This is a genomic window from Bacillus sp. GbtcB10 (assembly GCF_019091365.1).
Lineage (GTDB): Bacteria > Bacillota > Bacilli > Bacillales > Bacillaceae > Bacillus > Bacillus altitudinis.
The window spans coordinates 266,300-289,762 of record NZ_JAGXJP010000003.1 but is presented as its reverse complement, the minus strand read 5'-3'; the positions used below and the strand labels follow the sequence as shown (position 1 = coordinate 289,762).

Sequence of the window (23,463 nt, the reverse complement as noted above, 5' to 3'; positions counted from 1 at the left end):
TCAAAAAATAGACACCTTTTTGCTTAAAGATGTTACCAAGCACGATCGTATTGGCGCGGGCTTTCGATGGATGTACGAAGCTCTTTAGCGGCTGTTTTTGGGAAATACGGATCCCGTAAAAATTCTCTGCCGATAAAGATCAAGTCAGCACGCTGATTTTGTAAAATTTCTTCGGCCTGTACACCAGATGTGATCATACCGACAGCGGCTGTTTGGATGCCGGCACCTTCTCTTATTTTCTCAGCAAAGGTGACTTGGTAGCCGGGGAATGTTTTAATACTGGCTTGCACCACAGCGCCTGAGCTCACATCAATTAGATCGACTCCTTGCTCTTTCAGCCATGCGGCAATGCCAATATAATCTGCAATATCTAGTCCTTTTGTTGTGTAATCAGAAGCGGATACACGGACAAATAATGGTCCATCCCACACTTCATTGACTGCATCAACCACTTCTCTCAAGAAGCGATAACGATTTTCTGGTGAACCGCCATATTCATCTGTCCGGTGATTGGCAAGCGGTGAGAGAAATTCGTTAATCAAATAGCCATGCGCACCATGAATCTCAATGATGTCAAATCCAGCTTTCTTGGCGCGGACAGCGGCATCTTGAAACGCCTGAACGGTGTCTTTTATTTGATCGATAGACATCTCAAGAGGTGTTTTAGATTGCTCGTCAAATGGAATGCTGGATGGAGCAAGAATGTCACCATCTAGCTCAGCCTTGCGTCCTGCATGGGCTAGCTGGATGGCGGTTTTTGTTCCGTACGCTTTGATTTGTTCGTTTAATGAGGCAAACCCTTCAATGTGCTCATCACTCCAAATTCCGAGGTCCTGATCACTAATTCTTCCCTCAGGTGAAACAGCACTTGCCTCGACCATAATTAATCCGGCCTGACCTTGCGCACGGGAAACATAATGTGCAAAGTGGAAAGGCTGTAATTTTCCATCACGGTCATAGGATGAATACATACACATCGGGGACATGACGATGCGGTTTTTGAGTGTGACACCTTTTAATGTCCAAGGTGAAAAAAGCTTTGTTTCCAATTACCTTCGCCTCCTCATAGAATGGTATAGCCGATTATAACAGTCATTCAAACATTCGTCATAAAAGGTGCTCAAACCATATAGCTTTTGAACATGATTTTGTATAATGAAAGATATGGACATCAAAGGGGGATAAACGGATGAAATGGCAAACGGAAAGTGAACTAAAGGAGCTACTCACAGCTCTGATGCAGTATGAAAGCATATCTGGTACAACGGGAGAAGTCGCATTAGCGGAATATTTATATTACTTGCTGAGGGAGCGTCCATATTTTGAGCAGCACCCTGATCACTTGGCTTTGCATCCAATGAAAGATGGCCGGTATTTTTTAACGGCACTTGTCAAACGAAGTACGCTGCCACGTACTGTTTTACTCCTCAGCCATTTTGATGTCGTCGATACAGAGGATTACGGAGAATTTCAAAATATGGCGTGTAAGCCCGAAGAGTTAATGGCGTCCTTTTCTCAAAAAAGTGCACTTCTTCCAAAAAGGGCAAGAGAGGATTTAGCTTCAGGTGACTGGCTGTTTGGACGAGGGTCCATGGATATGAAAGCAGGCCTGACTGTCCAGCTTTCCATGCTGGAAAGAGCGATGGCGGGGAGGTTTGAAGGAAATATTCTACTCGTCACAGTGCCAGATGAAGAAGTGAATTCACAGGGGATGCTGGAGGCTGTTCCGAAACTAAAGGAGCTCAAGCAGAAGTATGACCTTGAGTATACCGCTTGTTTAAACAGTGAGCCGATGTTTGAAAAGTATCCCGGGGATGCGCACCAATACATCTATACAGGTAGTATAGGGAAGGTACTTGCGGGATTTTTCTGCAAAGGAATTGAAACACATGTAGGTGAGCCCTTCTCAGGATTAAATGCAAATTTTATGGTATCTGAATTAAACAGGCTGTTAGAACTGAATAGTGATTATTGTGAGGAAGTAGATGGTGAAGTGACACCGCCTCCGACCAATTTGATGCAAAAGGATTTGAAAGAAGCTTACTCTGTTCAAACGCCTCACACGGCTGTTTCTTTATTTAATGTGCTGATGATGAACCGCTCTAGTGAAGAGCTTCACGGGCTCCTCTATGAAACTGCGAAACAAGCAGCAGCTCAAATCGAAGCCAATCTCAAACAGAAAACCGCTGCATTTCAACGCTTTAAACATTTTACACCCATTGATACAAACATCACGGTGTTAACGTATCATGAGTTGTACGAAAAAGCTGCTGAACGATCCGGCAAGCAGGAGGTCGAGCGAATTGTCAACTACGCCTTTGCCAACCGGGGTGAGCTAGGGGATCGTGATTTTTCAACCAAAATTGTATCAGAACTGACGACCCTTTGTAAGGAAGATGGAGCACTGATTGTGTTGTTTTATAGTCCGCCATTTTACCCATCTGTTTCTTCAACAAACGATCTGCATATTCAAACGACCTTAAAGAAGATTCAAAGAGAAGCAAAAGAGATCTATGGAATTGAAGTAGAAGAAGTCAAATATTTTCCTGGTTTATCTGATTTAAGCTACTTACAGCTTGAAAATCAAGATATAGACGATTATACAGCCAACATGCCGCTATACCAAAAAGGCTACTCGTTACCACAAGGAGAAAAAGAAGCTCTTAACGTTCCTGTCATCAACGTTGGTCCATTAGGAAAGGATGCGCACAAATGGACAGAACGGCTGCATGTCCCATTTTCTTTTGGCGTTTTGCCGTCGCTCTTACAATCAACAATTCATGCTTTATTAGAAAAGAATTAAGTGAAAGCTCTATCGTCATGATAGGGCTTTTCTTTTTGATATCAATCACCTTCTGTCTAAAGAAATAGAGTATGATATAGAATGATACTTACATATATTTGAAGGGGAATTGTGAGAGTGAAAACAGGAGTACTAACAAAAACAGAGATCATGACATCACTTCATGAGAGTTTGCGTAAGCTTGAGGAGTTAGTATGGACATGTGATGAGGCTACATTAGATGAATCTATTGGGGAAGGCAAGTGGTCGATTAAACAAATTGTTGGACATTTGTATGATACAGAAGAAGTCTGGTCAGAGCGGATAGAGCAGGCAATATCAAATGAGCACACGCTTTTCGCATCATATGATCCAGAGATATATGTGAAGGAAAGAGCTTATGAAACGTATACTGCACAAGAGGTCAGTGCATTGATCGAGCGCTTAAAAGAGAGCAGAAACAAAACACTACAACGATTAGAAAAGGATACATGGGATTTTTCAGGTCTCCATCCTGAAGAAGGGATGATGACAGTCCAAATATTAGCTGAAACCATTGCTTTACATGAAATTCATCACCTCGATCAAATCAAAGCCATTATGTCCATGAGAGCATCGAGTGATAGATGAAAAGCACCTGTCATCAAGGCAGGTGCTTTGCTCTCTTACTTATACGTACTCGCTGAAAACATATCGTTTAATTCTGCTGCACGTTTTGTCGCTGTTTTCACACAATCGACAATCGCTTCTTCAAATTGATAGGAAGCAAGGGTATTCAGTCCTGCTTCTGTCGTTCCGCCTTCGCTCGTAATTTCTTTGCGCAGTTCAGCAGGTTCCTTACCGCTATCCTGAAGCATATTTGCAGCGCCTGCAATCATTTGACAAATGAGCAATTTCGCTGTCTCTTGGTCCATCCCAAGTTCCGATGCACCTCGCTCCATTCCTTCAATCAAATGATAAATAAAGGCAGGACCGCTGCCGGCAATGGCTGTGACCGCATTCAGCTGTGATTCATCTAAAACCGTCACATGACCGATCGTTTCAAACAGCTGAACTGCTTTTTCCTTTTGCGCCTCTGTGACTTCATCACTGACAGCAATGCCAGTAGCTGATTGTTGTATGGCCGCTGATGTATTTGGCATGGCACGAACCACCGCCGTTTTTGCGCCAGCATAATGCTGAATGGTTTCAATAGAAATGCCCGCTAAAATAGAAATAATCAGCTGTCCATTTAAATGGGGCCTTACTTCAGAAATGCCACTTTCCGCATCTTTTGGTTTTAAAGCAAACACCAGCATATCGGCTTCTTCATAAATAAAGGAACGCGCGAAATCTGTTTTGACTCCATAACGTGCATGTAATTCTTCTAATCGTTTTTCATTTGTTTTATTTGTGACAATGATATCTTCATTTGACATAATGCCGCTCTTTAAAAGACCTTTAATCATAGACTCGGCCATTGAGCCTGCACCAATAAATCCAATTTTACTCATAAGCTGCTCCTCCTTGTAGAAAATAAAAAAACCTCTCGTCTGCAAAGGACGAAAGGTTTTTCGCGGTACCACCCTCAATTAGCATGCAATGTTGCATACTCAGCTCTAGTCCCTTAACGCGGGAAACGTTTAGGTTTGCCTAACAGCTCAAAGGGCAGGTTCAGCAAATAAGAGGATGGTGAAGTCTTACAGCCGGCGGACCTCACTCTCTTGCATCATTATTTTGCTTACTAATCCTTGTCATCGCGCATCTTATATTTGTTGTTCATTATGCAACGATGGACAAGTTTGTGTCAATAGGGAAAGATAAAAAAATGACCATCTAAACCGCATGACAGTCTGCCCTTTGCAAGATACAATGAATAAAGAAGAGTGAGTTCAGATGATCTATGAGTCAAAAATCAGGAGATGACGTATAAAAGTGAAAGAAGAAATGATTCAATTATCCATCCCTACACCGTTTGCGGTGGGGGATGTCCATGCATATGTATTAAAAGGCGATGCCGTGACCTTAGTCGATTGCGGACCGATGACACAAGAGGCACAGCATGCCTTTGTCACGCAATTAAAGGAACATCATTTATCAATAGATGATATTGATCAAGTGGTTTTGACACATCATCATGCAGATCATGTCGGTCTTTTAGATCTGATGAAACCTCATGTCCGTGTCATCGGACACGAGTTGAATGAGCCCTATATTAGTCAGGATGCAGCGTTTAAACAGCGTCAAATCCATTTTATGAATGATTTTTTTCAGCAGTTAGGTGTCCCGCTTCGTCAAGGTGAGTGTGAAAGAATGGTGAGGCAGTCCTATACATATTCATGTACGGCACATGTCGATGACGTCATAAAAGAAGGTGATCGTTTGAAGGGACATGAGCATTTCCAAGTGCTGGAGACCCCAGGACATGCACAATCTCATCTTTCTTTTTTAGATGAAACAACAGGGAATTTCATCGGCGGTGATCTGCTGCTTACGACCATTTCTTCCAATCCGTTAATGGAAGCACCGGTGAAAGGAACAGAACGTCAAAAATCGCTGCTTCAATATAAAGCATCACTCAAGCGTTTATTGCATTTGCCCATTCAGACGATTTATCCAGGGCATGGCCAGCTCATTACCTCTCATCACGAATTGATCGAAGAAAGATTTAAAAAACAGGAAAAACGGGCAAATACGATGTATCAGCTGCTTCAACGAAAGGAAATGACCGCCTTTCATCTTTGTCGCACCTTATTTCCAGGCCTGTATGAAGAAGCATTATTTCTGACAATGTCTGAGACAGTCGGGCAGCTTGATGTGCTTTTAGCGGCTGGACATATTGAAGAAGTGCAAAAAGACGGAACCCTCTACTATCGAGCAATTGAAGGAGTGAAATAAATGGGGCGACTAACAGGAAAGAGAATATGGATTACAGGTGCTTCAGGCGGTATTGGTGAAAAGATGGCGTACTTGGCAGCAGCCGAAGGAGCAGAAATCATTGTGTCGGCAAGACGAATTGAAAAGCTCGCAGGTGTAAAAGAAAAGATTATAAGTGCTGGCGGCGTATGTCACATCGTTCAGCTTGATGTCAGTCAGCTTGAGGACATTGATCAAGCCTATCAACAAGTGGGTGCTGTTGATATTTTGGTGAACAATGCCGGCTTTGGTGTGTTCGATCTCGTCGAAGACGCATCCATTGAAGAAATGGTGTCGATGTTTGAGGTCAATGTCTTTGGTTTAATTGCCTGCACAAAAAAGGTCCTTCCTGAGATGAAACAAAGAGGGAAGGGGCATATTATCAATATTGCGTCACAGGCAGGCAAAATTGCCACCCCTAAATCCGCCATCTATTCCGCATCAAAACATGCGGTTCTCGGATTTTCAAACAGCCTCAGAATGGAGCTGGCAGACAGCGGAATTCATGTCACAACCGTCAATCCAGGACCGATTGCCACAGACTTCTTTACCATTGCAGACCGCAGTGGTGAATATGTTAAAAATGTTGATTTTATGATGCTCAGTGCTGACAAGGTAGCAGGGAAGGTCGTATCCGCCATGATGACGAAAAAAAGAGAGATTAATTTACCAGGATGGATGAATGCTGGCAGTAAGTTGTATCAATTATTCCCGTTTTTATTTGAAAAAGCAGCACGTAAAGCGATGATGAAAAAATAACAAAAAAAGAAACCGGTCACAGGCTGGTTTCTTTTTTTGTTTGATGGGGCTTAATATTGGTGACGCCAAAGACATTGCCATCAACATCTTCGAAGCTAAAACCGCCTAAGTCTGGGTCAGCTAATATTTGAATATCCGATACGGTGACGTTATGCTCGCTTAAATACTGGTGAAATTTTTTTAAATCCTTCACAAATAAATCAATCATACTATGCCGAACTCCTGTAAAAGAGTTCATAAAGTAGATTCGTTTCTCGTGTTTTGTTTTGACGAGATAAAAAGAAGGTCCCTCGCCATGAGTAAAAGTGAGCATAGCGGCTTCTTCTGATTGATGTAGAACGATCATCTCTAAAATCTGGTCATACCAAGAGACAGCCCGGGGGATATCAGTCACAGGAATTTCAATAGTAGCAATTTGTTGAATGGTCAATGGCTTCACTCCTTTTTCTATATCCGCCTTGCCGCTTGCTGAAGTGGGTCCCATACACTGTTAAAAGGGGGGGCATAGCTAATATCTAAATCTTCAAGGTCTGTCACAGTCAGCCCTTGATAAAGAGCAGTTGCCATGACATCGATTCGTTTATCAACACCTTCTTTACCGATGATTTGTGCACCAAGCAAGGTGTGATCATCGCTTCTGTAAATCAGTTTCACTTTCATTTTCTCTGCATCTGGGTAATATCCAGCGTGGTCAGTGCTGTCGATGGTGATGGTAGAGAAAGAAAGGCCCGCGTCTTTTGCTTCTTTCTCTGATAAACCCGTTCGCCCTGCTGTCACGTCCATAAATTTCATCACCGCTGTGCCGGTGACGCCTTGAAACGCGCGGTTTGTTCCTGTCATATGAAACCCTGCGATTCTTCCTTGTTTATTTGCTGTCGTACCGAGCGGAATATAGTCCAGTTCCTTTTTGATACGGTGATAGGTTGCTGCGCAGTCACCCGCCGCATAGATATCTTGTACATTCGTCTGCATGTATTCATTCACAACAATTGCGCCATTTTGCAGTCGCTGAATTCCTGTGCTGTCTAAAAAGGATGTTTGCGGAGTGACACCAACGGCGATGATGACCATATCTGTTTCAATGGTCTGCTTGTCTGTTTGAACAGCTGTTACATGTGTCTTGCCCTTTAATTTTTGCACTGTTTCACCAAGTACTACTTGAATGCCTTGATTGTCCGCTTCTTCTTTCAGATATTTTGCCATATCGGGATCAAAGCCTGGGCCAAGTGTTGCCCCCCGCTGAATGATATGAACGTCTTTGCCTAGCCCTTTTAAATTTTCTGCCATTTCTAAACCGATATATCCTCCGCCGATAATCGTGATATGTGTGACGTCTTTTTTTAGATTGTCTAAAATAGACAGCGCATGCGGGATTGTTTTTAATACGTGGACACCTTCTAATGAATGACTGTCTAGATCAAGTGTGACGGGGCTTGCTCCTGTCGCAATTAACAGACGGTCATACGTTTCTGTAAAGGGCTCTTTTGTTTTAGAATGAATACCCGATACTGTTTTTTGCTCTGGGTCAATTGAGGTCACTTCGTGTAAGCATCTGGCATCAATCCCGTATTTGTCACGAAAGGTGTCAGCGCTGCGTGCGATGAGTTTTCTGTGATGATCAATGAGACCGCCGATCAAGTAGGGGAGTCCGCACTGTCCATATGAGAAAATTTCTCCTTTTTCAAAAGCTACAATTTGCGCGTCTGGATCCTCTCTATATATTTGCATAGCGCAGCTCATTCCTGCTGCATCTCCGCCAATCATCACATATTTCATTTGGTGTGCTCCCTTCTATCTATCAAACTGAATACTCTTATTTACCCTCATTTTCCTTTATTTAATGCTTTTTTTTCGCAAAAGAAGCAAACTTTCGTTGAAAAATAAAGACAGCGCCTTCATTTTAAGCTACAATCGGATTATCGTCTTTTTGGTTATGAGTTTAGTTTAGATTGGTGGGAAAGACTTTGGGTGACGAACGACTAGATTTTAATACATTATATACACGCCATACGAGAGAGGCATGGGCCGCTCTTGGAGAATATATGCCGGTATCTGTTTCAGAAGAAGAAGTGAGAGCACTTCAAGGATTAAACGACTACTTATCGCTAGAAGAAGTTCGAGATATTTACATCCCGCTTATTCGTTTTCTGACATTACATGTCTTTGCAGAAAAACAAAAAAATCAGCATGTCAATGCTTTTTTAAACTACCCGCATCATGCGAAAATCCCCTTTTTAATCGGGATTGCAGGAAGTGTGGCCGTCGGAAAAAGCACGACAGCACGTATCATTGAAACACTTTTATCAAGGCTTGGAGATGGACTGAAGGTGAGTCTCGTAACAACGGACGGCTTTTTGTATCCTCAAAAAGAGTTAAAAGATCGGGGGCTGATGGAAAAGAAAGGTTTCCCGGAAAGCTATGATGTTAAAGCGCTACTTTCGTTTTTAAATGAATTAAAATCAGGGAAACAAACTGTGCATGCACCTGTATATTCACATCTGACCTATGACCGTCTTGAAGGGGTGTATGAAACAGTAGAAGATGCGGATATTGTCATCATTGAAGGGATCAATGTGTTGCAATCACCGGCACTGGATGATTTGAAGGATGAGCCGCGCGTGTTTGTATCAGATTACTTCGATTTTTCGATTTATGTAGATGCCGCTGAGACGCAAATTCAATGCTGGTATAAAGAACGGTTCCGTTTGCTGCGGGAAACAGCCTTCCAAGACCCTGAATCTTTCTTTCATCAATACAAAGATTTGACGGATGAAGAAGCAGATCAGATGGCAAGCACGATTTGGAATACAGTGAACCGTCCAAATTTATATGAAAATATTTTGCCGACAAAATATAGAGCCGATTTGATTTTAAAAAAAGGCGATCAGCATAAGGTGGAAGAGATCGCCATCCGCAGGGTATAAAGAAAACCGCTCAAATTGAGAGCGGTTTTTTTAATGACCTCCACTTACTTTCACAGCCACGGCAGCCGCCGTTCGTTTTTTTAGGCGGTAGTATCCGATGAGTAAAAACGGAACGCCTGCAGCGGTGACAATCGCCAAGACTGAAAAAATAGAAAGGGGATGGGCTGCGCCAAATAAGTCAATACACAATCCTCCGACAAACGGTCCGACGACGCTGCCGAGCTGAGAAAACCCCATTGCGCCGAAGTATGATCCTTTCACTTCAGGTTTTGCAATATTGTCTACAAACAGATCCATCATCGCAAAGAGCAGCACTTCACCAATCGTAAACACGACAATGATGAAAGCAAGCGTACCGAGACTTTGTGAAAAAGCAATGGCAAACAAACTGCCTGCTAGAAGCACGTTCCCAGTCGTTAACGACAAAATCGTTGAATAGCGCTTAGCGATCATAATCAGCGGGTACTGAACGACAATGACAACCACTGCGTTTAAGGATAAAAGATACCCAAACAGTTTAGGGCCATCCTCAATCATAGGGGATGCCGATAAATATTGAGGCAGTGTTGAGCTTAGGTGTGAATAGCCAAATGAACATAAAGTAACGCCAATGAGGATGATGCTAAAGACCGTATCTTTCTGAATAATGGAAAGAGCTTTTTTGACGCCGATTTGTTTGGTGCTTTCTGGAGCAGCCACTGGATGCTTTTGAAATTGCCATGCCAGCGTTAACCCATACAACAAGTAAATGAGGGCAGCGACGAGAAATGGAAAAGTCGTTTTTGATGACCCGAGATATAAGCCAAGCAGCGGGCCGAAAATGACACCAATGTTAATGGCCGTATACCGTAAGTTAAAGACAAACAACCGAATGCTCGATGGGGTGACATCGGATAAGAGTGCTTTAGACGTTGGTTCAAACAGCGCCCGGCACAGTCCATTTAAAGCATTCATAAAAAAGAAGACCCAAATGGCATCTGCAAATGCGAAGCCAACAAAGACAAGTGTCCAGCCAAAGATGGATAAAAGCATGACCTTTTTTCTGCCGATTCGGTCGGAAACATAGCCGCCGTAAAAACTCGCAACAATCCCAATAAGAGAGCTGACGGCAATGATCAATCCAGCTGAAGAGGCTGAGGCGCCTTTGACTTGTGTCAAATAAACGGCTAAAAAGGGAATGCTCATGGATGTCGCCATTCGGCCAAATATCGTGCCGATGATGATCGTCCAACTAAGTGGATGTAAAGTGCGTAAGTTATTTTTCATGCTGTGTCTCCCCTGAGTTTGTAAGATGTTCCAATCATACATGAAAAATTGTGCAAATTAAATACACAATTTGATGGAGGAGTCATCCGTCAAATGACAGAGAAGCTTGAACCGTTCCGTTCATTCGAAGAGCATATGCCTCGTTTTCAAGGTTTTAAGCCTTGATGGGTCATAATTTTTTCGGAAAAACGAAGCGGGTTTTTCAATGATCATGTTTTCGTTTTGCGAAAATCAATTGAGATCGATGGCAATAATTTGATGTAAGGAAAGGTTTAGAACATCTTCGTCATTCACGATTTTCATTTGGCGTGTTTCATAATGAATGGCTTTCACCCAGCCCCAAAACTGTGCTTTCATGCCTGATGAGACATATGTCACGCAAATCGCTTGATCCTCGGTAATCGACTGTGTGATCAAAACATTCATTTCCTCTAGCTGATCGGAGCTGAGCGGTAGAGGTGTATATTCTTTTTTCTTTCGTTTTTGAGCAAGTAGTTGCTCTCGGTGCTCTGGTAGCATCATTCGGCTTGATTCCCACATGATGTTGTATCCAGGTGTTAATTTATTGGGATTCATGCTTGTTCGCCTCCGTTATTTGTAATGCCCGCCAATTTTTTCGGCGCGGTGATATGCCTGCCCAGCGCTTGTCAGTGACGAAGCATGCAGCAATGCCGCAGGTCCATATTTCAGATGGATTTCATCAAATACTTTGCTGAGTTGATCTTTCTTCAAATGATGATCAAATAAAGTCAGCTGATAGTGGCTGTCAGGCTGCAGCTGTGAGAGGGTAATGCCTACACTGCGAATGGGCTGGCCATCCCAGTGCTGCTGGCATAGCTGAATCGCTGCCTCTGCAATATCTGAGCCATACTGTGTCGGTGAATGAAGCTTCATTTGTCGATGAAAGCCTGTTGGATGTGAAAAATCAGCCCCTCTTACACCAACAGACACCGTTTGACCGAGATAATGCTTAAAACGTGCCCGCCTAGCGACTTCCTCACTCAATTCAAGAAGAGCGACTTTGATCTCCTCAAAAGATGCGTAATCACGGGGAAGGGTCATATGATGCCCAACGGCTTTTTGCTGATCATGTGTGTGAATAGTGACTGGGGAGGGATCGTGTCCTAAAGCTGTTCGCTGCAGAAGCTCCCCATTGATTCCCCAGCGTTTTTTTAATCGGTCTAACGGATAAGTAGCAAGTGTGCCAATGGTACTGATACCCATTCGTTTCAAATGATGCTCCATTCGTTTGCCGACGCCAAATAATTTTCCAATTGGAAGCGGCCATAAATCAGCAGCAACCCGGTCGGCACTCAGTTCGTAGATGCCGGATGTGTTTTTTTTGGCAAAATGGTCACAGGCCATTTTAGCGAGCACTTTATTAGGGCCGATGCCCACACGTGCGTAAATGCCAGTCTGGTTCATAATCGTTGTTTGTATATGTTGAGCGATCTCATGTGGAGAGCCGAATAGTGTAAGACTGCCTGTAATATCAAGAAACTGTTCATCAATGGAATATGGCTCGACAAGGTCTGTGTATTGTTCAAGCAGTTCTGTAATCATGACAGAGACATCGAGATAGCGCTGCATACGTGGACGTACAACCACTGCTTCAGGACATTTCTCCTGTGCTTCCCATAACCTTGATGCATTTTGTACGCCACGTTTCTTCGCGAGAGGGCAGGCTGCCAGGACGACTCCGCTTCTTCGTTCTGGATCTCCAGAGACAATGAGCGGTACATTCTCCAAATGAGGCGCCTCCACCTTCTCGACTGATGCATAAAATGACTGCATATCCACAAGCAGAATGGCTCGTTCATTCATTGTACTTCACCTCTTAGAACGTATGTTCTGAATCTATTGTAAACAACATGAGGTGAAATTCATACTGGTAAATCATTCAAAAGCTGTCCATACAAAAAAGACGAAGTGGTGAACACTTCGTCTCGTCTGCTGCAACGATTGTTAGGCATGTGCCATGTTGTGGAATGTTTGGAGCGGTTCAGAACGCAGACGATAAGCCATCAGCTTTTTCTTTGGCTTATGTGTAAACTGCCGAACCACATCTACATGGTCATCATAATGGAACAGATAAAGGGTGACATCATGTTTCCCAAGCTTTGTTTGCATAGTAAGCGGCGCTGGCCCTTCATTCGGATGAAGAAAGCGCTCTTCATCACCCGGGTAAATATAATAGCGTTCAATAAAGATCGCATCATTAAAATGTTGAATGATTTCAGATGCTCGCTGCTCATCAAGCGAACGACCTTGAAAAGTAATATTTGTTTGCTCACTTGTTACTTTAGCATGTACGGCGTAGCGGCTAAAAAGGCGCTCAACAACACCAGAAGGCAAAGAGGTGACAAGCAGCTTTAAAAGACTAAACACAACAAGCGAAATAACAACCCAAACCAATCTCATCATCTCCAATAAACATTTGTACCATTTCCTATATGAACCATCTTAACATAACAAATGAATGAAACTTTCGCACAAAAAGTGAACTTTTTGAAATAAGTGTGAAGATTTAAAAGGAGATGACGGCTGAAAGACGAAGAACCAACAAGTGAACATGAAAAAGACGGGCATACTGTCTTTACAACCATTTGATCAGACAGTAGACTATTGAAACAATCGCATTTTTGAGAAAAAACGAATCAAAGGAAAGCCAAAATGGAAAAAGGGGCGAGGCCATCATGATACGTCAAGTGAAACCGTCAGATTTTTACGCAGTCACATCCGTCATTCAAAGCTGGTGGGGAGGCAGAGATTTGCGTGCAAAATTGCCAAAGCTCTTTTTTGAACATTTCCAGCAAACAAGTTTTGTTGTCGTTGAAAAGGGAGAGCTGATCGGCTTTTTGGTTGGCTTTTTATCGCAATCTCATTCGGATGAAGCCTATATTCACTTTGTTGGCGTCCACCCAGATCACCGTAAATTAAAGATAGGCAAAATCCTCTATCAAGCTTTTTATGAAGCGGCTGAAAAGGAAGGAAGAACAACCATTAAAGCTGTCACAGCTCCTATCAATAAAGTCTCCATTGCTTACCATACAAAACTCGGGTTTCAGATAGAAAAGGGAGATAAAACAGTAGATGGCATCTCAGTCTTTTCAGATTACGATGGCATTCATGAAGACCGTGTGTTATTTGTGAAGAAGCTGGAGGCAATGAAATGATTGTTCATTTAGATCACACAATAAGTGATGTAGCAAAGCAGATCTTACATATTCAACTAGCTGCATACCAACAAGAAGCTGAACAAATTGGCTATGCTGATCTTCCGCCATTAAAAGAGACCATTCAAGATGTCATGAAAGCAAAAGAGCAATTTATTGGTTTTGAGCAAGATGATCTCTTATTAGGTGTAGTCTCCTATGAAGAGCTGAAAGATTGTTTGATCATTAGTCGATTGGCTGTGCATCCAAAAGCGCTAAAGCAGGGTATTGGAACAAGACTTATGTCGACAATTATGGAGAAGAATGTCCCGATAGAACTGACCACAGGGCAAGAAAACACCCCTGCAAAAAGGCTATATGAAAAATTGGGGTTTTTTGAAACAAATGTGATTCATGTGGAAAAAGAGCTCACCCTATCAAAAATGAAATGGACACCGCGACGCAAGGTTGAGGTTGTCGAATTCAAAAAAGAATGGCATGAAGAATTCCGTCAAGAAAAGCAGCGACTCAAGCAAATCATTCAAAAGAGCTGGATAGAAGGATACCATATTGGCAGCACGTCAGTTACAGGACTTGTTGCCAAACCAATTATAGATATATTAATAGAAGTAAGCGATATAGAAGAGATCGATAGAAAAAAAGAGAGATTTGAACACCTTGGATACGAAGCGCTCGGTGAAAATGGTATAAAAGGGAGACGTTTTTTTCAAAAGGGTGGCTTGAATCGTACGCATCATGTCCATGTGTATGAAAGGAATCATCCTGATGTGAAAAGACATTTATTGTTTCGAGATTACTTAAGACTCCACCCAGAACGATCTGAAGCGTATGCGTCTGTCAAGGAACAATTAGCAAAACAGTATCCGGAAGATATACAAAGCTATATGGCGGGAAAGAATGAAATCATAAAAGAAATAGAAAATGAGGCATATCGCTGGGATAAAGAAGGAAGAGAGGGAGCTCTTAAATAAGCTGCCCCTTCTCCTCGTTAATTAGGAAACTGAACATTGCCTTTTACAATATAGGCCTGTGAAGCAGCAGTAGATGGAAGAGCGGGTAATTGATCCTTTACTATGACCCCGCGGATATCTGTGATTCGAACAGGAAGAGATGTAGACCCCATATGAAAGCCAAGGAAATGGTTGTAGTCTGTCTTTTCCATGTTCACCCATTGTCCATCTTTGTAATATTCCATTTTCATAACCGGATATTTATGATTGCGCACTTGAATCGCAGCCCACCACTCACTGCTACCTTCTTTTATTCTGTAAGCTACATTTCCGCTAATCGGTGCTTTTATAATTTTCCAACTAATCGGGATTTTCCCATCTTCCATATTGCCAATTTTGGTAAAGGCATTAGGAGAAAGATCAAGAGCTCCTTTTGCTCCTTCTGGATATTTATCGGTTACATACACAACGGTTTTTCCTTTTGGCCCCGTTACTTCAAGGTAAGCCCCTGCAAGTGCCGCATTTACCCCTTTATAGTTATAGTCATGGGGATTTAAAGCTGTAATTTTCATGTCAGAGGGAATAGGATCTAATAAAGCGGCGCCCCCTGAGTAACCAGATCCCGTATAAGTCGCATAACTTTCTCGTACTTCATCAAGGATAGATGCCGCTTTCATGTTTGGCATAGTGAAACTCAACATCAATATCAGCGCCCCGATGAAGCAGAGAGATAATCTTTTTTTCACGATCTAAAACCTCCTGTTTCTTCTTTTAAAATGGATAGCGTCATCAGTATAATTCTAAAAAACAGGATGCAGAAAGAGCCAATAGATAGATATAATCCTAGTGAGAAGAGGGTGTATTTCAAAGAGTGTGACTTTCGGATTTAGTCGTGTGTCATGTTTTATGGTGTTTTATGTGTTACAATGTAAGCATCAATTTAAAAAGGATGTTCGCCATGTATATTCACATCACAGAACTGGCTAAAACATATATAGAAAAACAGCAAACAGGAAACGAAACGAAGGAGTTACTGCTTCGCTACGATTCAGAAGGTTGTGGCTGTGCAGTGAGTGGCGTACCGATGCTTTGGTTAACAAGTGAAAGAACAGGTGAATGCGAACCACTTAAAAATAGCCAACATTTAAAACTATATATACACACAGCACAAAAGGTGTTTTTTGACGAGGAAATGACGATTGATTTTAATGAAAAAGCCAATACACTTATGTTGAAAAGTCCTCAACAAATACTCAGCCCGAGAATGGGTATACTTGTAAAGTAAGGTGGAAACGTAGTGGATCAAAAGCTGAAAGTGATACAAAATACGGCACAAAATAAAACGTGGGTGTCGTTTTTAAATAATAATCATCCATATAGCCTTTTGCACTGGTCAATCGGTGGAATGGATTCAGTAAAAAAGGACGTCTGGCTTCTCCAAGATGAAGTCACATTTGAAACGGAAGAATTTCCAACGCTTGAATTAGCAGTCAGTTGGATAAAAGAGAATATGGAACACGTAACAGATGTGTTATAAGCCCTTTGCTGAAGAGGGCTTTTTTTGTGCCATCATCATCTCATCAAACAGGAGAACTGTCTAATTTGAAAAATGAGATTTTTCAACGATAAAAAGTCATTTTTAACAAACATTTCGACAAAATGAGAAAAGTAGAAAGAGAAAAGGAGAGGCTGTAAATGCCGAAAAACCGGCAATGGAAGCGGTTATTGCGGGATACCGAAAACTTTACGAAAAACGACATTTCATATTTCTTCCATTCGAGGAAATATGATAGAATACAACATGTATCGTATATGAGGAGGGAGGTGCTAAGGTGAATTGAAGCTCAAGCTGTCATCGCCTCAGGTTGGAATCAAAATAAACGAATGGTATAGGCAGATTTGCGGATTTCATGTCATGAAAGCAGAGAAGCTAAAGGCCGAGATCGAGCAGGAAATCCTTGAGATGGAGCAAGATCAGAACTTGCTGCTTTTTTACCAGCTGATGGATTTTCGACATAAGGTCATGCTTGAATATTTTGAACCGGCAAAAAAAGCCTCGAATGATGAGGAGATTAAGAAGCTTCTAGAAACGATTGAACATTCGCAGACCAAATTAACGGATATGCTTGAATACTATGTTCATTTTTTTACAGGAATGTTTGAATTTGAACAGAGAAACTATTTGAGCGCCATTGCTTATTACCGTTCCGCAGAAAAAAAGCTCAATCTCATATCAGATGATATAGAAAGAGCAGAATTTTATTTTAAATTAGCAGAAATATACTACCACATGAAACAAACCCACTTTTCGATGCACTATGCTTTGCAAGCGTTAGATACGTACTCTGCCTACAGAACGTACACGCTGAGAATCATCCACTGTGAATTTGTCATCGGTGCAAACTATGATGATTTGAAATGCTATGAACATGCATTGCCCTACTTTAAAAATGCTCTAAAGCGAGCACGCTCAATTGGAAACCCTCGAGTCATAGGTTCGGCCCTTTTCAACTTAGGTAACTGCTATTACCAAATGAACGATCTTGCTACAGCAAGTCGCTATCTCAAAGACTCTCTTGAAGTGTTTGAAAAGGAGAATTTAACCCATCTGAATCGCTCTCTAGACCCACTATTTATGCTGACCCAAATCCTGTTTAAACAAAAACAAATAGAAGAGTCGTTAACCCTCTATCAACAAGGTATTATGAAAGCCTGTGAATTAGAAGATGAAATTTACATCTGCAAGTTTCAGTTTTTAAAAGCATTATACGTTGATGCAGAAATAAAAATCATAGACGATACATTAGATTTGTTGGAGGACAAGCGCTTATACCCAGATATTGAGGAACTGGCACTTGATGCGGCTCATTATTATAATGAGCTTGGATTATTTGAAGTTTCTACCCGGTATTACGAAAGGAAAATTCAAGCCATATCAAAAATTCAAAATGGAGGTCATTTATATGAAAATGAGTTTGATAGTTCTTTTATTGGCAGCAACTGCAGGGTTATCGGTCATGAGTCAGCAGCAATCGGAAGAGAGCCATATGGAGCTGGCGGGCAGACACCATACAACAGTGGTGACTATCGTATAAGTTAGCAAAAAGAGGAGACGAACGGCTGTTCATTCTCCTCTTTCATTTTGATTGAATTGAAATGCTTCCAGAAATGCTTCGACCTCTTGTTCATAGACTTCCTTATTGTCACTATAAGACATCGCATGCGCACCATGTGGCGCAATAAATAGCCGTTTATCACCTTTTTTGCGTGCGTATAACTGCTCGCTTTGCTCACAAGGGATATAGTCATCATGGAGGCTATGAATAAAAAGGATAGGTTCTTTCACCTGGTCGATTACATCAAGTGGAGAAACTTGTCGAATGCTGTATCCGTCCCGCCATTTCAACACTTGATCACTTAGTGGAAGAATCCACTGTCCTGAAAGACGAAAATCCGTTTTTAATCGATACAGAAGCTGATCCTCAAAAGAAGCAAAAGGACAATCAGCGATGTAAAAATTGGCGCTTGCATCCGGTTTTGCAGCATATAATAAAGTTGTGACTGCGCCCATCGATTCTCCGTGTATCCCAATGATTGCTTTTTCCCCAAGTTTTTTTCTCAGCCACTTGACGACTTGAGCCAAATCTTCTTTTTCATAATATCCATAGCTCGTTGTTTTTCCGCCGCTCATCCCATGTCTTCTATGATCATAAAGCAGCACATTCCATCCAAGCTTTTGGAATAATTTCATATACTTCACGGAATTGATCAAACTGACGGTAACCCCGTGACAAAGAACGATGGTGCGTGTTGTATGAGGGAGCGGTACAAAATAGCCATGAAGATCATAACCAAATGTTGAAGGAATACAAACTTTCTCTTTTTGCAGCTGCTGAAACTCCTCGTGATGATAGTGCCCTTCATCTGATTCTCGTTTCATGAGCTCTTCATCCGTTAATTTTCGTATATACATCATTTTATTGGTAAAAAAAATGCCGATTGCAGCGAGTGGAAATAATACCAAGGCGAGTATAGCGAGCCATTTCTTCTTCAAGCTGATTCTTCCTTTCCGAAGGGTTTCTATGAAGATCATACCACATGTTGGGAGTTTGGCGTGACTCTTGCTGAGCAAATAAAACGGATGATACACTAAAGCAAAAGGAGAGAGGCAAAGTGAAAAAGACCAATCAAGATCAAGCAAAGCTAAAGGATGGCATAAAGGATGATGTGAAACAGCAGCTCATTCAAATGAAGCAGAATCTGGCCGCCGAGACAGAAAAAAGAGAAGAACAAAAACGACAAGACCTCCTTCGGCAACAGAAAGAAAAAGAAAAAAATAAAAGTTTCTCAGAGCTGCTAGATGAAAGTCATTTAGACTGGAGAAAGTATAAAAGTTAAAAAAGGGAGCTACGATGCTCCCTTTTTTATGTTATATCATTGAGGTGAATACATACTACATGAGCCTGAGAGAAAACACGTCTAACTCCCTCGTATCACTTCATTTCAGAATTGCACCAATAGGGTTTTACGTTCAAACTAAAAAAAACGTATTTTATAAACGATAAATTAAAAAGAGGAGTATTGATTTATTTAAATTCCTTTTTATCCCAAAAATAGTAGTTAAGACCCTTTTAGGAAAGAGTCATTCCTCTTATAATTAAAGTGTATTACAAAATTTGGGAATGGAGATGATTCACATGAAATTGAGAAGAACAATGACTGGAGTTGCTTTATCTTTAGGCTTGCTTTTACCTATTTCTGGACAAGCTCTTGCTACAAATCATTCAACGGATGCAGATCTGCGTACGAAGGCTACTAAAATTGTAGATTGTTCCGAAACTCCTTTTAAAAAAGAAACGAATAGATTATGTATGTATTCAGATAATGGTGTTTTTGCAAATAGTTTCAATAATTTCGGTACTACATTTTATTTTAAAGGCAAAGCTGGAAATTATGGATATTATGAAAGTAGCAGCAAAAGTTAATTAGTCAACGGGGGCTTTTAGCCCCTCAGTCTTAGAGGAAATCTTGATTAGCTCGTTGCTACTGGATAAACGGGAAACAAAACGTAAGTGGCAAGTTGTTCTCCTATTTGCACGTAGAACATGAAAACGTACATACGTACATACATATATACATACGCTAAAAAGAGATCACATGCATGTGATCTCTTTTTGCTTTCTATTGATTCAAACGATGCGTCTCATACACAGACTGTTTTGTGAAATATGACAAAGCTTTAACTTCTTGGTCGCTTAATGAACGTGCATTTGCCGCTGCCACATTTTCTTTTAACTGTTTCACCGAGCTTGCGCCAAAAACAACAGAGCTGACTGCAGAATGCTTAAGCAAGTATTGAATGGACAGCTCTGTCAGTGATAGGTCATAAGCGACTTTCTTTAACGAAGGAATGATTTGCTGAAGCTCTTCAAATGAATAGTCAAGATACCCGTTCTTTTGAATCGCCGCACTTGCTTGCGAAAGGGGTTTTTCAGTTAATAATCCTTTTGCTAAAGGACCTCTTGCCACGACACTAATGCTTTGTTCTTCAAGAAGAGAAAACCATTCTTCTGGGCGGCGGTCGAGTAAACTATATTGCATCATCACACTCACGATGTTTGATTTTTTGGCGTATTCTTTAATGACATTTGGACGGATCGACGATATGCCGTAATAGCGAATGACACCTTCTTCAACCAATTCTTCAAATGCCTCGATGGTTTCGTCAATTGGATCGTCAATTGTGCCGCCATGCAATTGATATAAATCAATATAATCTGTTTGAAGTCGTTTCAGGCTTTGTTTCACTGCCTCTTTTATATATGCTTTTGAAGGATTCCAATCCCAGCCAGGTTTGCCTTTTTCAAAGCGGTTGCCGCCTTTTGTGGCCAAAATCAGATCTTGGCGTCTGTTCTTAATGGCTTCCCCGACGATTTCCTCATTTGTTCCAAAATCATATAAATCAGCTGTATCCAAATAGTTAATCCCAAGATCAATGGCTTCATCTAATAAAGAGAGCGCTTTTTCTTTTTCAGTCCCAAGGGACATACATCCTAGTGCCGCCTCACTAACCAAGAGATCAGAGGTGCCAATTCGTCTTTTTTTCAATTCAATCACACTCCTATCCTTTCACATTAAGTGAAACAATTCTGGAATTCAAGCTAGGTGATTTCAAAAGGCGCATTGAAGCAGGCATCCGCATTTTGGCTTCTCCTAAAACATCTATGTTAAAATGAATGAAGTAAAAAGTGAAAGTAGAACGAGGAGCTGACAAAATTGAAGGACTTTGAAGAAAAAACATTATCGTCAAAAACATTATATAACGGAAAAATCATTGACTTGGTTCTTGAAGATGTAGAATTGCCGAACGGAAAACCAGGCAAACGCGAAATCATTAAACATCCAGGTGCAGTAGCAGTCATTGCACGTACAGACGAAAATAAAATCATTTTGGTCAAGCAATACCGTAAAGCACTGGAGAGATCCATCGTTGAGATTCCGGCTGGAAAATTAGAAAAAGGAGAAGAGCCGGCACATACAGCACTGAGAGAATTAGAAGAAGAAACAGGTTATACAACTCAGGCGCTCCAAAAGCTGACAGCCTTTTATACATCACCAGGGTTTGCGGATGAAATTGTTCACATCTACCTTGCTGATCAGCTCGTCCCGCTTGAAGAAAAACGAGAGCTGGATGAGGATGAATTTGTCGAAGTGATGGAAGTTTCACTAGAAGAAGCACTGCACCTCATCGAAAAACAACATATTTATGATGCGAAAACAGCCTATGCCATTCAATACTTACAATTGCAAGAGGTACTTAAGTCTACAAAATGAGGGAATTCTTTGCAGATATCCATATTCATATTGGTCGAACAAGAACAGGCAGGGCTGTCAAAATTACAGGTGCAAGGTCACTGACCATTGACCAAATTCTCATTGAAGCGTCTCAAAGTAAAGGGATGGGAATGATTGGTGTGATTGATGCACAATCTCCTGAAGTCCTAGAAGAATTGATAGAAGGTGTAGAGGAAGGCATATACACGGAACTAAGCGATGGCGGGTTATCATTTGGAAAGACCGTTTTGCTTTTAGGCAGTGAGCTAGAAATCAATGATGACCAATCAAAAGGTCCGATTCATGTGCTTGCCTTTATGCCCACGCTTCGTAAAATGTCTGAGTTTTCCGCATGGCTTTCTCTTCATATGAAAAATGTGCATTTGAGTTCACAGCGGTTATATGTGGATGGGAGAACGCTTCAGCATAAGGTGAAGGAACTAGGGGGATTATTTATTCCTGCCCATATTTTTACGCCACATAAAAGTTTATACGGCAAAGGGGTCAATACGTCTTTAACCGAAGTATTCGATCCAGAACTCATTGATGCTGTTGAGCTTGGCCTTAGCTGTGATACGTCTATGGCCTCCCAGCTAAGTGAGCTAAACCGTTATTCTTTTTTAACAAATTCAGATGCCCATTCTTTAGGGAAAATTGCGCGGGAATATACGAAGATCCGAATGGATCATGCCTCCTTTGCTGAATTTGAGCTAGCGCTTCAAGGAAAAGATGGCAGAAATATCACTGGAAATTATGGGCTCGCTCCGCGGCTCGGAAAGTATTATCATACGACCTGTGAGAAATGCGGGGTAAGACCTGACAGTCAGGAGCAAGAAAAGTGCCAAGCATGCGGCCATACCCGAATGACAAAAGGGGTGAGTGAGCGGTTAAAGGAGCTTGCTGACCAAGAAAGTGACAAAGGAATAAGGCCTCCTTATGTTCACCAGCTTCCCCTTCAATTTATTCCAGGTGTTGGAGCCAAAACGTTAGAAAAGTTAAAAGCTGTCTTTCATACAGAGATGAATATTCTTCATCAAGCAACAGAACAAGAATTAAAAGCGGTCCTGCCTGAGAAAACAGCCGATTACATCATCAAAGCAAGAAAAGGTGAAGTTGGACTGATCGCTGGCGGAGGCGGAGTCTACGGTAAGGTGGATATCAATCATGAATCAACTTAAATGGACATGTCACACATTTGAACAACTGTCTAAAGAGGACCTTTACTTGATTTTAATGGAAAGGGTAAATGTGTTTGTTGTAGAACAAACATGTCCTTATCCTGAAATTGATCATCGTGATCAAGAGGCGCTGCATGTCATCGCAAAAGAGAACGGCACGATTGTGGCTTATTGCCGCATTTTCCAAAGCGGGATCATGTACAAAGAGGCATCCATTGGCCGTGTCCTTGTGACGAAGACCGGCCGGAAAAAAGGTTACGGGAAGATCCTGCTCGATCAGGCGATAAAAAAGCTCAGTGAATTAGGCGAAACAAAGATTAAAATCCAAGCACAGGCTTATTTGAAATCGTTCTACGAATCGTTTGGCTTCGAAGCTGTCTCAGATTGTTATGATGAGGATGGAATTCCGCATCTTGATATGGTGAGAAAAGAAAGATAGGCGTGTATACGTCTATCTCAGCGTGTAGACAAACCCTCGCATTCTTTGTCAGTCCTGCGCTCCGGTGCTCACGAATGTCAAATTCGCTCTGCTCCGGTGCTCGTCCTTCCTAGACTGCAAAGGTTTTCTATCACGCTGAAAAGAAGACAAAAGGCTAAAATCAAGTACATTTTAGCCTTTTGTCAACAATTTGAGATAAACGTGTATACGTCTATCTTTTTTAGGTGCTTTCATGTATCATAACGACAACGAAAGGGGTT

26 protein-coding genes and 1 other annotated feature are annotated in these 23,463 nt (G+C 41.5%); of the genes, 15 read left to right on the top strand and 11 right to left on the bottom strand.

What is annotated here, in order from left to right:
• Positions 1-32 precede the first annotated feature (32 nt).
• On the bottom strand, positions 33-1,049 hold the full coding sequence (namA, locus tag KVT11_RS11610; protein ID WP_076822180.1) for an NADPH dehydrogenase NamA: 1,017 nt from the start codon (positions 1,047-1,049) through the stop codon (positions 33-35).
• A 140-nt stretch (positions 1,050-1,189) separates the two neighbouring features.
• On the opposite strand from namA, the gene KVT11_RS11605 reads away from it, so the two are divergent.
• Complete coding sequence (locus KVT11_RS11605) at positions 1,190-2,803, top strand: M20/M25/M40 family metallo-hydrolase (RefSeq protein WP_046527206.1); 1,614 nt, start codon at positions 1,190-1,192, stop codon at positions 2,801-2,803.
• A 117-nt stretch (positions 2,804-2,920) separates the two neighbouring features.
• Positions 2,921-3,412, top strand: a complete 492-nt coding sequence (locus KVT11_RS11600) for a DinB family protein (RefSeq protein ID WP_116307118.1) — start codon at positions 2,921-2,923, stop codon at positions 3,410-3,412.
• A 35-nt stretch (positions 3,413-3,447) separates the two neighbouring features.
• Here the strand turns inward: KVT11_RS11600 and proC are convergent, their stop codons facing one another.
• Positions 3,448-4,275: a pyrroline-5-carboxylate reductase gene (gene proC / locus KVT11_RS11595; RefSeq protein ID WP_008342285.1), complete on the bottom strand. Its 828-nt coding sequence runs from the start codon at positions 4,273-4,275 to the stop codon at positions 3,448-3,450.
• Between the two features lie 41 nt (positions 4,276-4,316).
• Positions 4,317-4,528, bottom strand: a binding site (T-box leader).
• Between the two features lie 168 nt (positions 4,529-4,696).
• On the opposite strand from proC, the gene KVT11_RS11590 reads away from it, so the two are divergent.
• The gene (locus KVT11_RS11590; RefSeq protein WP_041091953.1) at positions 4,697-5,659 is read left to right on the top strand and encodes an MBL fold metallo-hydrolase; all 963 of its coding nucleotides are present in this window, start codon (positions 4,697-4,699) and stop codon (positions 5,657-5,659) included.
• Positions 5,660-6,436, top strand: a complete 777-nt coding sequence (locus KVT11_RS11585) for an SDR family NAD(P)-dependent oxidoreductase (RefSeq protein ID WP_025207582.1) — start codon at positions 5,660-5,662, stop codon at positions 6,434-6,436.
• A gap of 16 nt (positions 6,437-6,452) precedes the next feature.
• On the opposite strand, the gene KVT11_RS11580 is transcribed toward KVT11_RS11585, so the two are convergent.
• Both KVT11_RS11580 and KVT11_RS11575 read right to left on the bottom strand, forming a co-directional pair.
• Positions 6,453-6,875, bottom strand: a complete 423-nt coding sequence (locus tag KVT11_RS11580; RefSeq protein ID WP_223255639.1) for a VOC family protein — start codon at positions 6,873-6,875, stop codon at positions 6,453-6,455.
• Between the two features lie 8 nt (positions 6,876-6,883).
• Positions 6,884-8,212 (bottom strand): CoA-disulfide reductase, encoded by a 1,329-nt coding sequence (locus KVT11_RS11575; protein WP_017367545.1) that lies wholly within the window; start codon positions 8,210-8,212, stop codon positions 6,884-6,886.
• 188 nt (positions 8,213-8,400) lie between these two features.
• On the opposite strand from KVT11_RS11575, the gene coaA reads away from it, so the two are divergent.
• Positions 8,401-9,360 (top strand): type I pantothenate kinase, encoded by a 960-nt coding sequence (gene coaA / locus KVT11_RS11570; protein WP_008342294.1) that lies wholly within the window; start codon positions 8,401-8,403, stop codon positions 9,358-9,360.
• A 30-nt stretch (positions 9,361-9,390) separates the two neighbouring features.
• Here coaA and KVT11_RS11565 read toward each other — a convergent pair whose 3' ends face one another.
• The 4 genes from KVT11_RS11565 to KVT11_RS11550 all read right to left on the bottom strand — a co-directional run bounded on the left by KVT11_RS11565 (position 9,391) and on the right by KVT11_RS11550 (position 13,041).
• Positions 9,391-10,626: an MDR family MFS transporter gene (locus tag KVT11_RS11565; protein ID WP_008343828.1), complete on the bottom strand. Its 1,236-nt coding sequence runs from the start codon at positions 10,624-10,626 to the stop codon at positions 9,391-9,393.
• 231 nt (positions 10,627-10,857) lie between these two features.
• Positions 10,858-11,202 (bottom strand): YolD-like family protein, encoded by a 345-nt coding sequence (locus tag KVT11_RS11560; RefSeq protein WP_017367544.1) that lies wholly within the window; start codon positions 11,200-11,202, stop codon positions 10,858-10,860.
• 15 nt (positions 11,203-11,217) lie between these two features.
• Positions 11,218-12,450: a DNA polymerase IV gene (locus tag KVT11_RS11555; protein ID WP_024718949.1), complete on the bottom strand. Its 1,233-nt coding sequence runs from the start codon at positions 12,448-12,450 to the stop codon at positions 11,218-11,220.
• A gap of 141 nt (positions 12,451-12,591) precedes the next feature.
• Entirely contained in the window at positions 12,592-13,041 is a 450-nt protein-coding gene (locus tag KVT11_RS11550; RefSeq protein WP_025207577.1) for a YfmQ family protein, read from the bottom strand.
• A 281-nt stretch (positions 13,042-13,322) separates the two neighbouring features.
• On the opposite strand from KVT11_RS11550, the gene KVT11_RS11545 reads away from it, so the two are divergent.
• On the top strand, positions 13,323-13,802 hold the full coding sequence (locus KVT11_RS11545) for a GNAT family N-acetyltransferase (RefSeq protein WP_007501073.1): 480 nt from the start codon (positions 13,323-13,325) through the stop codon (positions 13,800-13,802).
• Positions 13,799-14,773: a GNAT family N-acetyltransferase gene (locus tag KVT11_RS11540; RefSeq protein WP_217609010.1), complete on the top strand. Its 975-nt coding sequence runs from the start codon at positions 13,799-13,801 to the stop codon at positions 14,771-14,773. The genes KVT11_RS11545 and KVT11_RS11540 overlap by 4 nt, the downstream gene beginning before the upstream one ends.
• A 17-nt stretch (positions 14,774-14,790) precedes the next feature.
• Here the strand turns inward: KVT11_RS11540 and KVT11_RS11535 are convergent, their stop codons facing one another.
• Positions 14,791-15,498 (bottom strand): expansin EXLX1 family cellulose-binding protein, encoded by a 708-nt coding sequence (locus KVT11_RS11535; RefSeq protein WP_025207575.1) that lies wholly within the window; start codon positions 15,496-15,498, stop codon positions 14,791-14,793.
• 212 nt (positions 15,499-15,710) lie between these two features.
• On the opposite strand from KVT11_RS11535, the gene KVT11_RS11530 reads away from it, so the two are divergent.
• The 3 genes from KVT11_RS11530 to KVT11_RS11520 all read left to right on the top strand — a co-directional run bounded on the left by KVT11_RS11530 (position 15,711) and on the right by KVT11_RS11520 (position 17,852).
• The gene (locus KVT11_RS11530) at positions 15,711-16,037 is read left to right on the top strand and encodes an iron-sulfur cluster biosynthesis family protein (RefSeq protein ID WP_116307116.1); all 327 of its coding nucleotides are present in this window, start codon (positions 15,711-15,713) and stop codon (positions 16,035-16,037) included.
• A gap of 12 nt (positions 16,038-16,049) precedes the next feature.
• Positions 16,050-16,289, top strand: coding sequence for a YqkC family protein (locus tag KVT11_RS11525; protein WP_008343836.1), 240 nt, complete (start codon positions 16,050-16,052; stop codon positions 16,287-16,289).
• A 300-nt stretch (positions 16,290-16,589) separates the two neighbouring features.
• Positions 16,590-17,852 (top strand): response regulator aspartate phosphatase, encoded by a 1,263-nt coding sequence (locus KVT11_RS11520; protein ID WP_024718943.1) that lies wholly within the window; start codon positions 16,590-16,592, stop codon positions 17,850-17,852.
• A 24-nt stretch (positions 17,853-17,876) separates the two neighbouring features.
• On the opposite strand, the gene KVT11_RS11515 is transcribed toward KVT11_RS11520, so the two are convergent.
• Positions 17,877-18,806: an alpha/beta hydrolase gene (locus tag KVT11_RS11515; RefSeq protein WP_116307112.1), complete on the bottom strand. Its 930-nt coding sequence runs from the start codon at positions 18,804-18,806 to the stop codon at positions 17,877-17,879.
• 119 nt (positions 18,807-18,925) lie between these two features.
• On the opposite strand from KVT11_RS11515, the gene KVT11_RS11510 reads away from it, so the two are divergent.
• Entirely contained in the window at positions 18,926-19,150 is a 225-nt protein-coding gene (locus KVT11_RS11510; RefSeq protein WP_116307110.1) for a YqkE family protein, read from the top strand.
• Positions 19,151-19,449: 299 nt separating this feature from the next.
• Positions 19,450-19,737 carry an LCI fold-containing protein gene (locus KVT11_RS11505; protein WP_057079335.1) on the top strand — a complete coding sequence of 96 codons (288 nt, stop codon included), beginning with the start codon at positions 19,450-19,452 and terminating at the stop codon, positions 19,735-19,737.
• Between the two features lie 196 nt (positions 19,738-19,933).
• On the opposite strand, the gene KVT11_RS11500 is transcribed toward KVT11_RS11505, so the two are convergent.
• Positions 19,934-20,860, bottom strand: a complete 927-nt coding sequence (locus KVT11_RS11500) for an aldo/keto reductase (RefSeq protein WP_116307108.1) — start codon at positions 20,858-20,860, stop codon at positions 19,934-19,936.
• Between the two features lie 168 nt (positions 20,861-21,028).
• Here KVT11_RS11500 and KVT11_RS11495 point away from each other — a divergent pair, with 168 nt between their 5' ends.
• From KVT11_RS11495 to KVT11_RS11485, 3 genes are read left to right on the top strand one after another with little or no spacing between them, the layout of a single operon-like run.
• Positions 21,029-21,586 carry an NUDIX hydrolase gene (locus KVT11_RS11495; RefSeq protein ID WP_116307106.1) on the top strand — a complete coding sequence of 186 codons (558 nt, stop codon included), beginning with the start codon at positions 21,029-21,031 and terminating at the stop codon, positions 21,584-21,586.
• Positions 21,583-22,764 (top strand): TIGR00375 family protein, encoded by a 1,182-nt coding sequence (locus KVT11_RS11490; protein ID WP_058214175.1) that lies wholly within the window; start codon positions 21,583-21,585, stop codon positions 22,762-22,764. Before KVT11_RS11495 ends, KVT11_RS11490 begins: the two co-directional genes overlap by 4 nt.
• Positions 22,751-23,203, top strand: a complete 453-nt coding sequence (locus KVT11_RS11485) for a GNAT family N-acetyltransferase (RefSeq protein WP_008343848.1) — start codon at positions 22,751-22,753, stop codon at positions 23,201-23,203. Before KVT11_RS11490 ends, KVT11_RS11485 begins: the two co-directional genes overlap by 14 nt.
• The last annotated feature ends 260 nt before the right edge of the window (positions 23,204-23,463 follow it).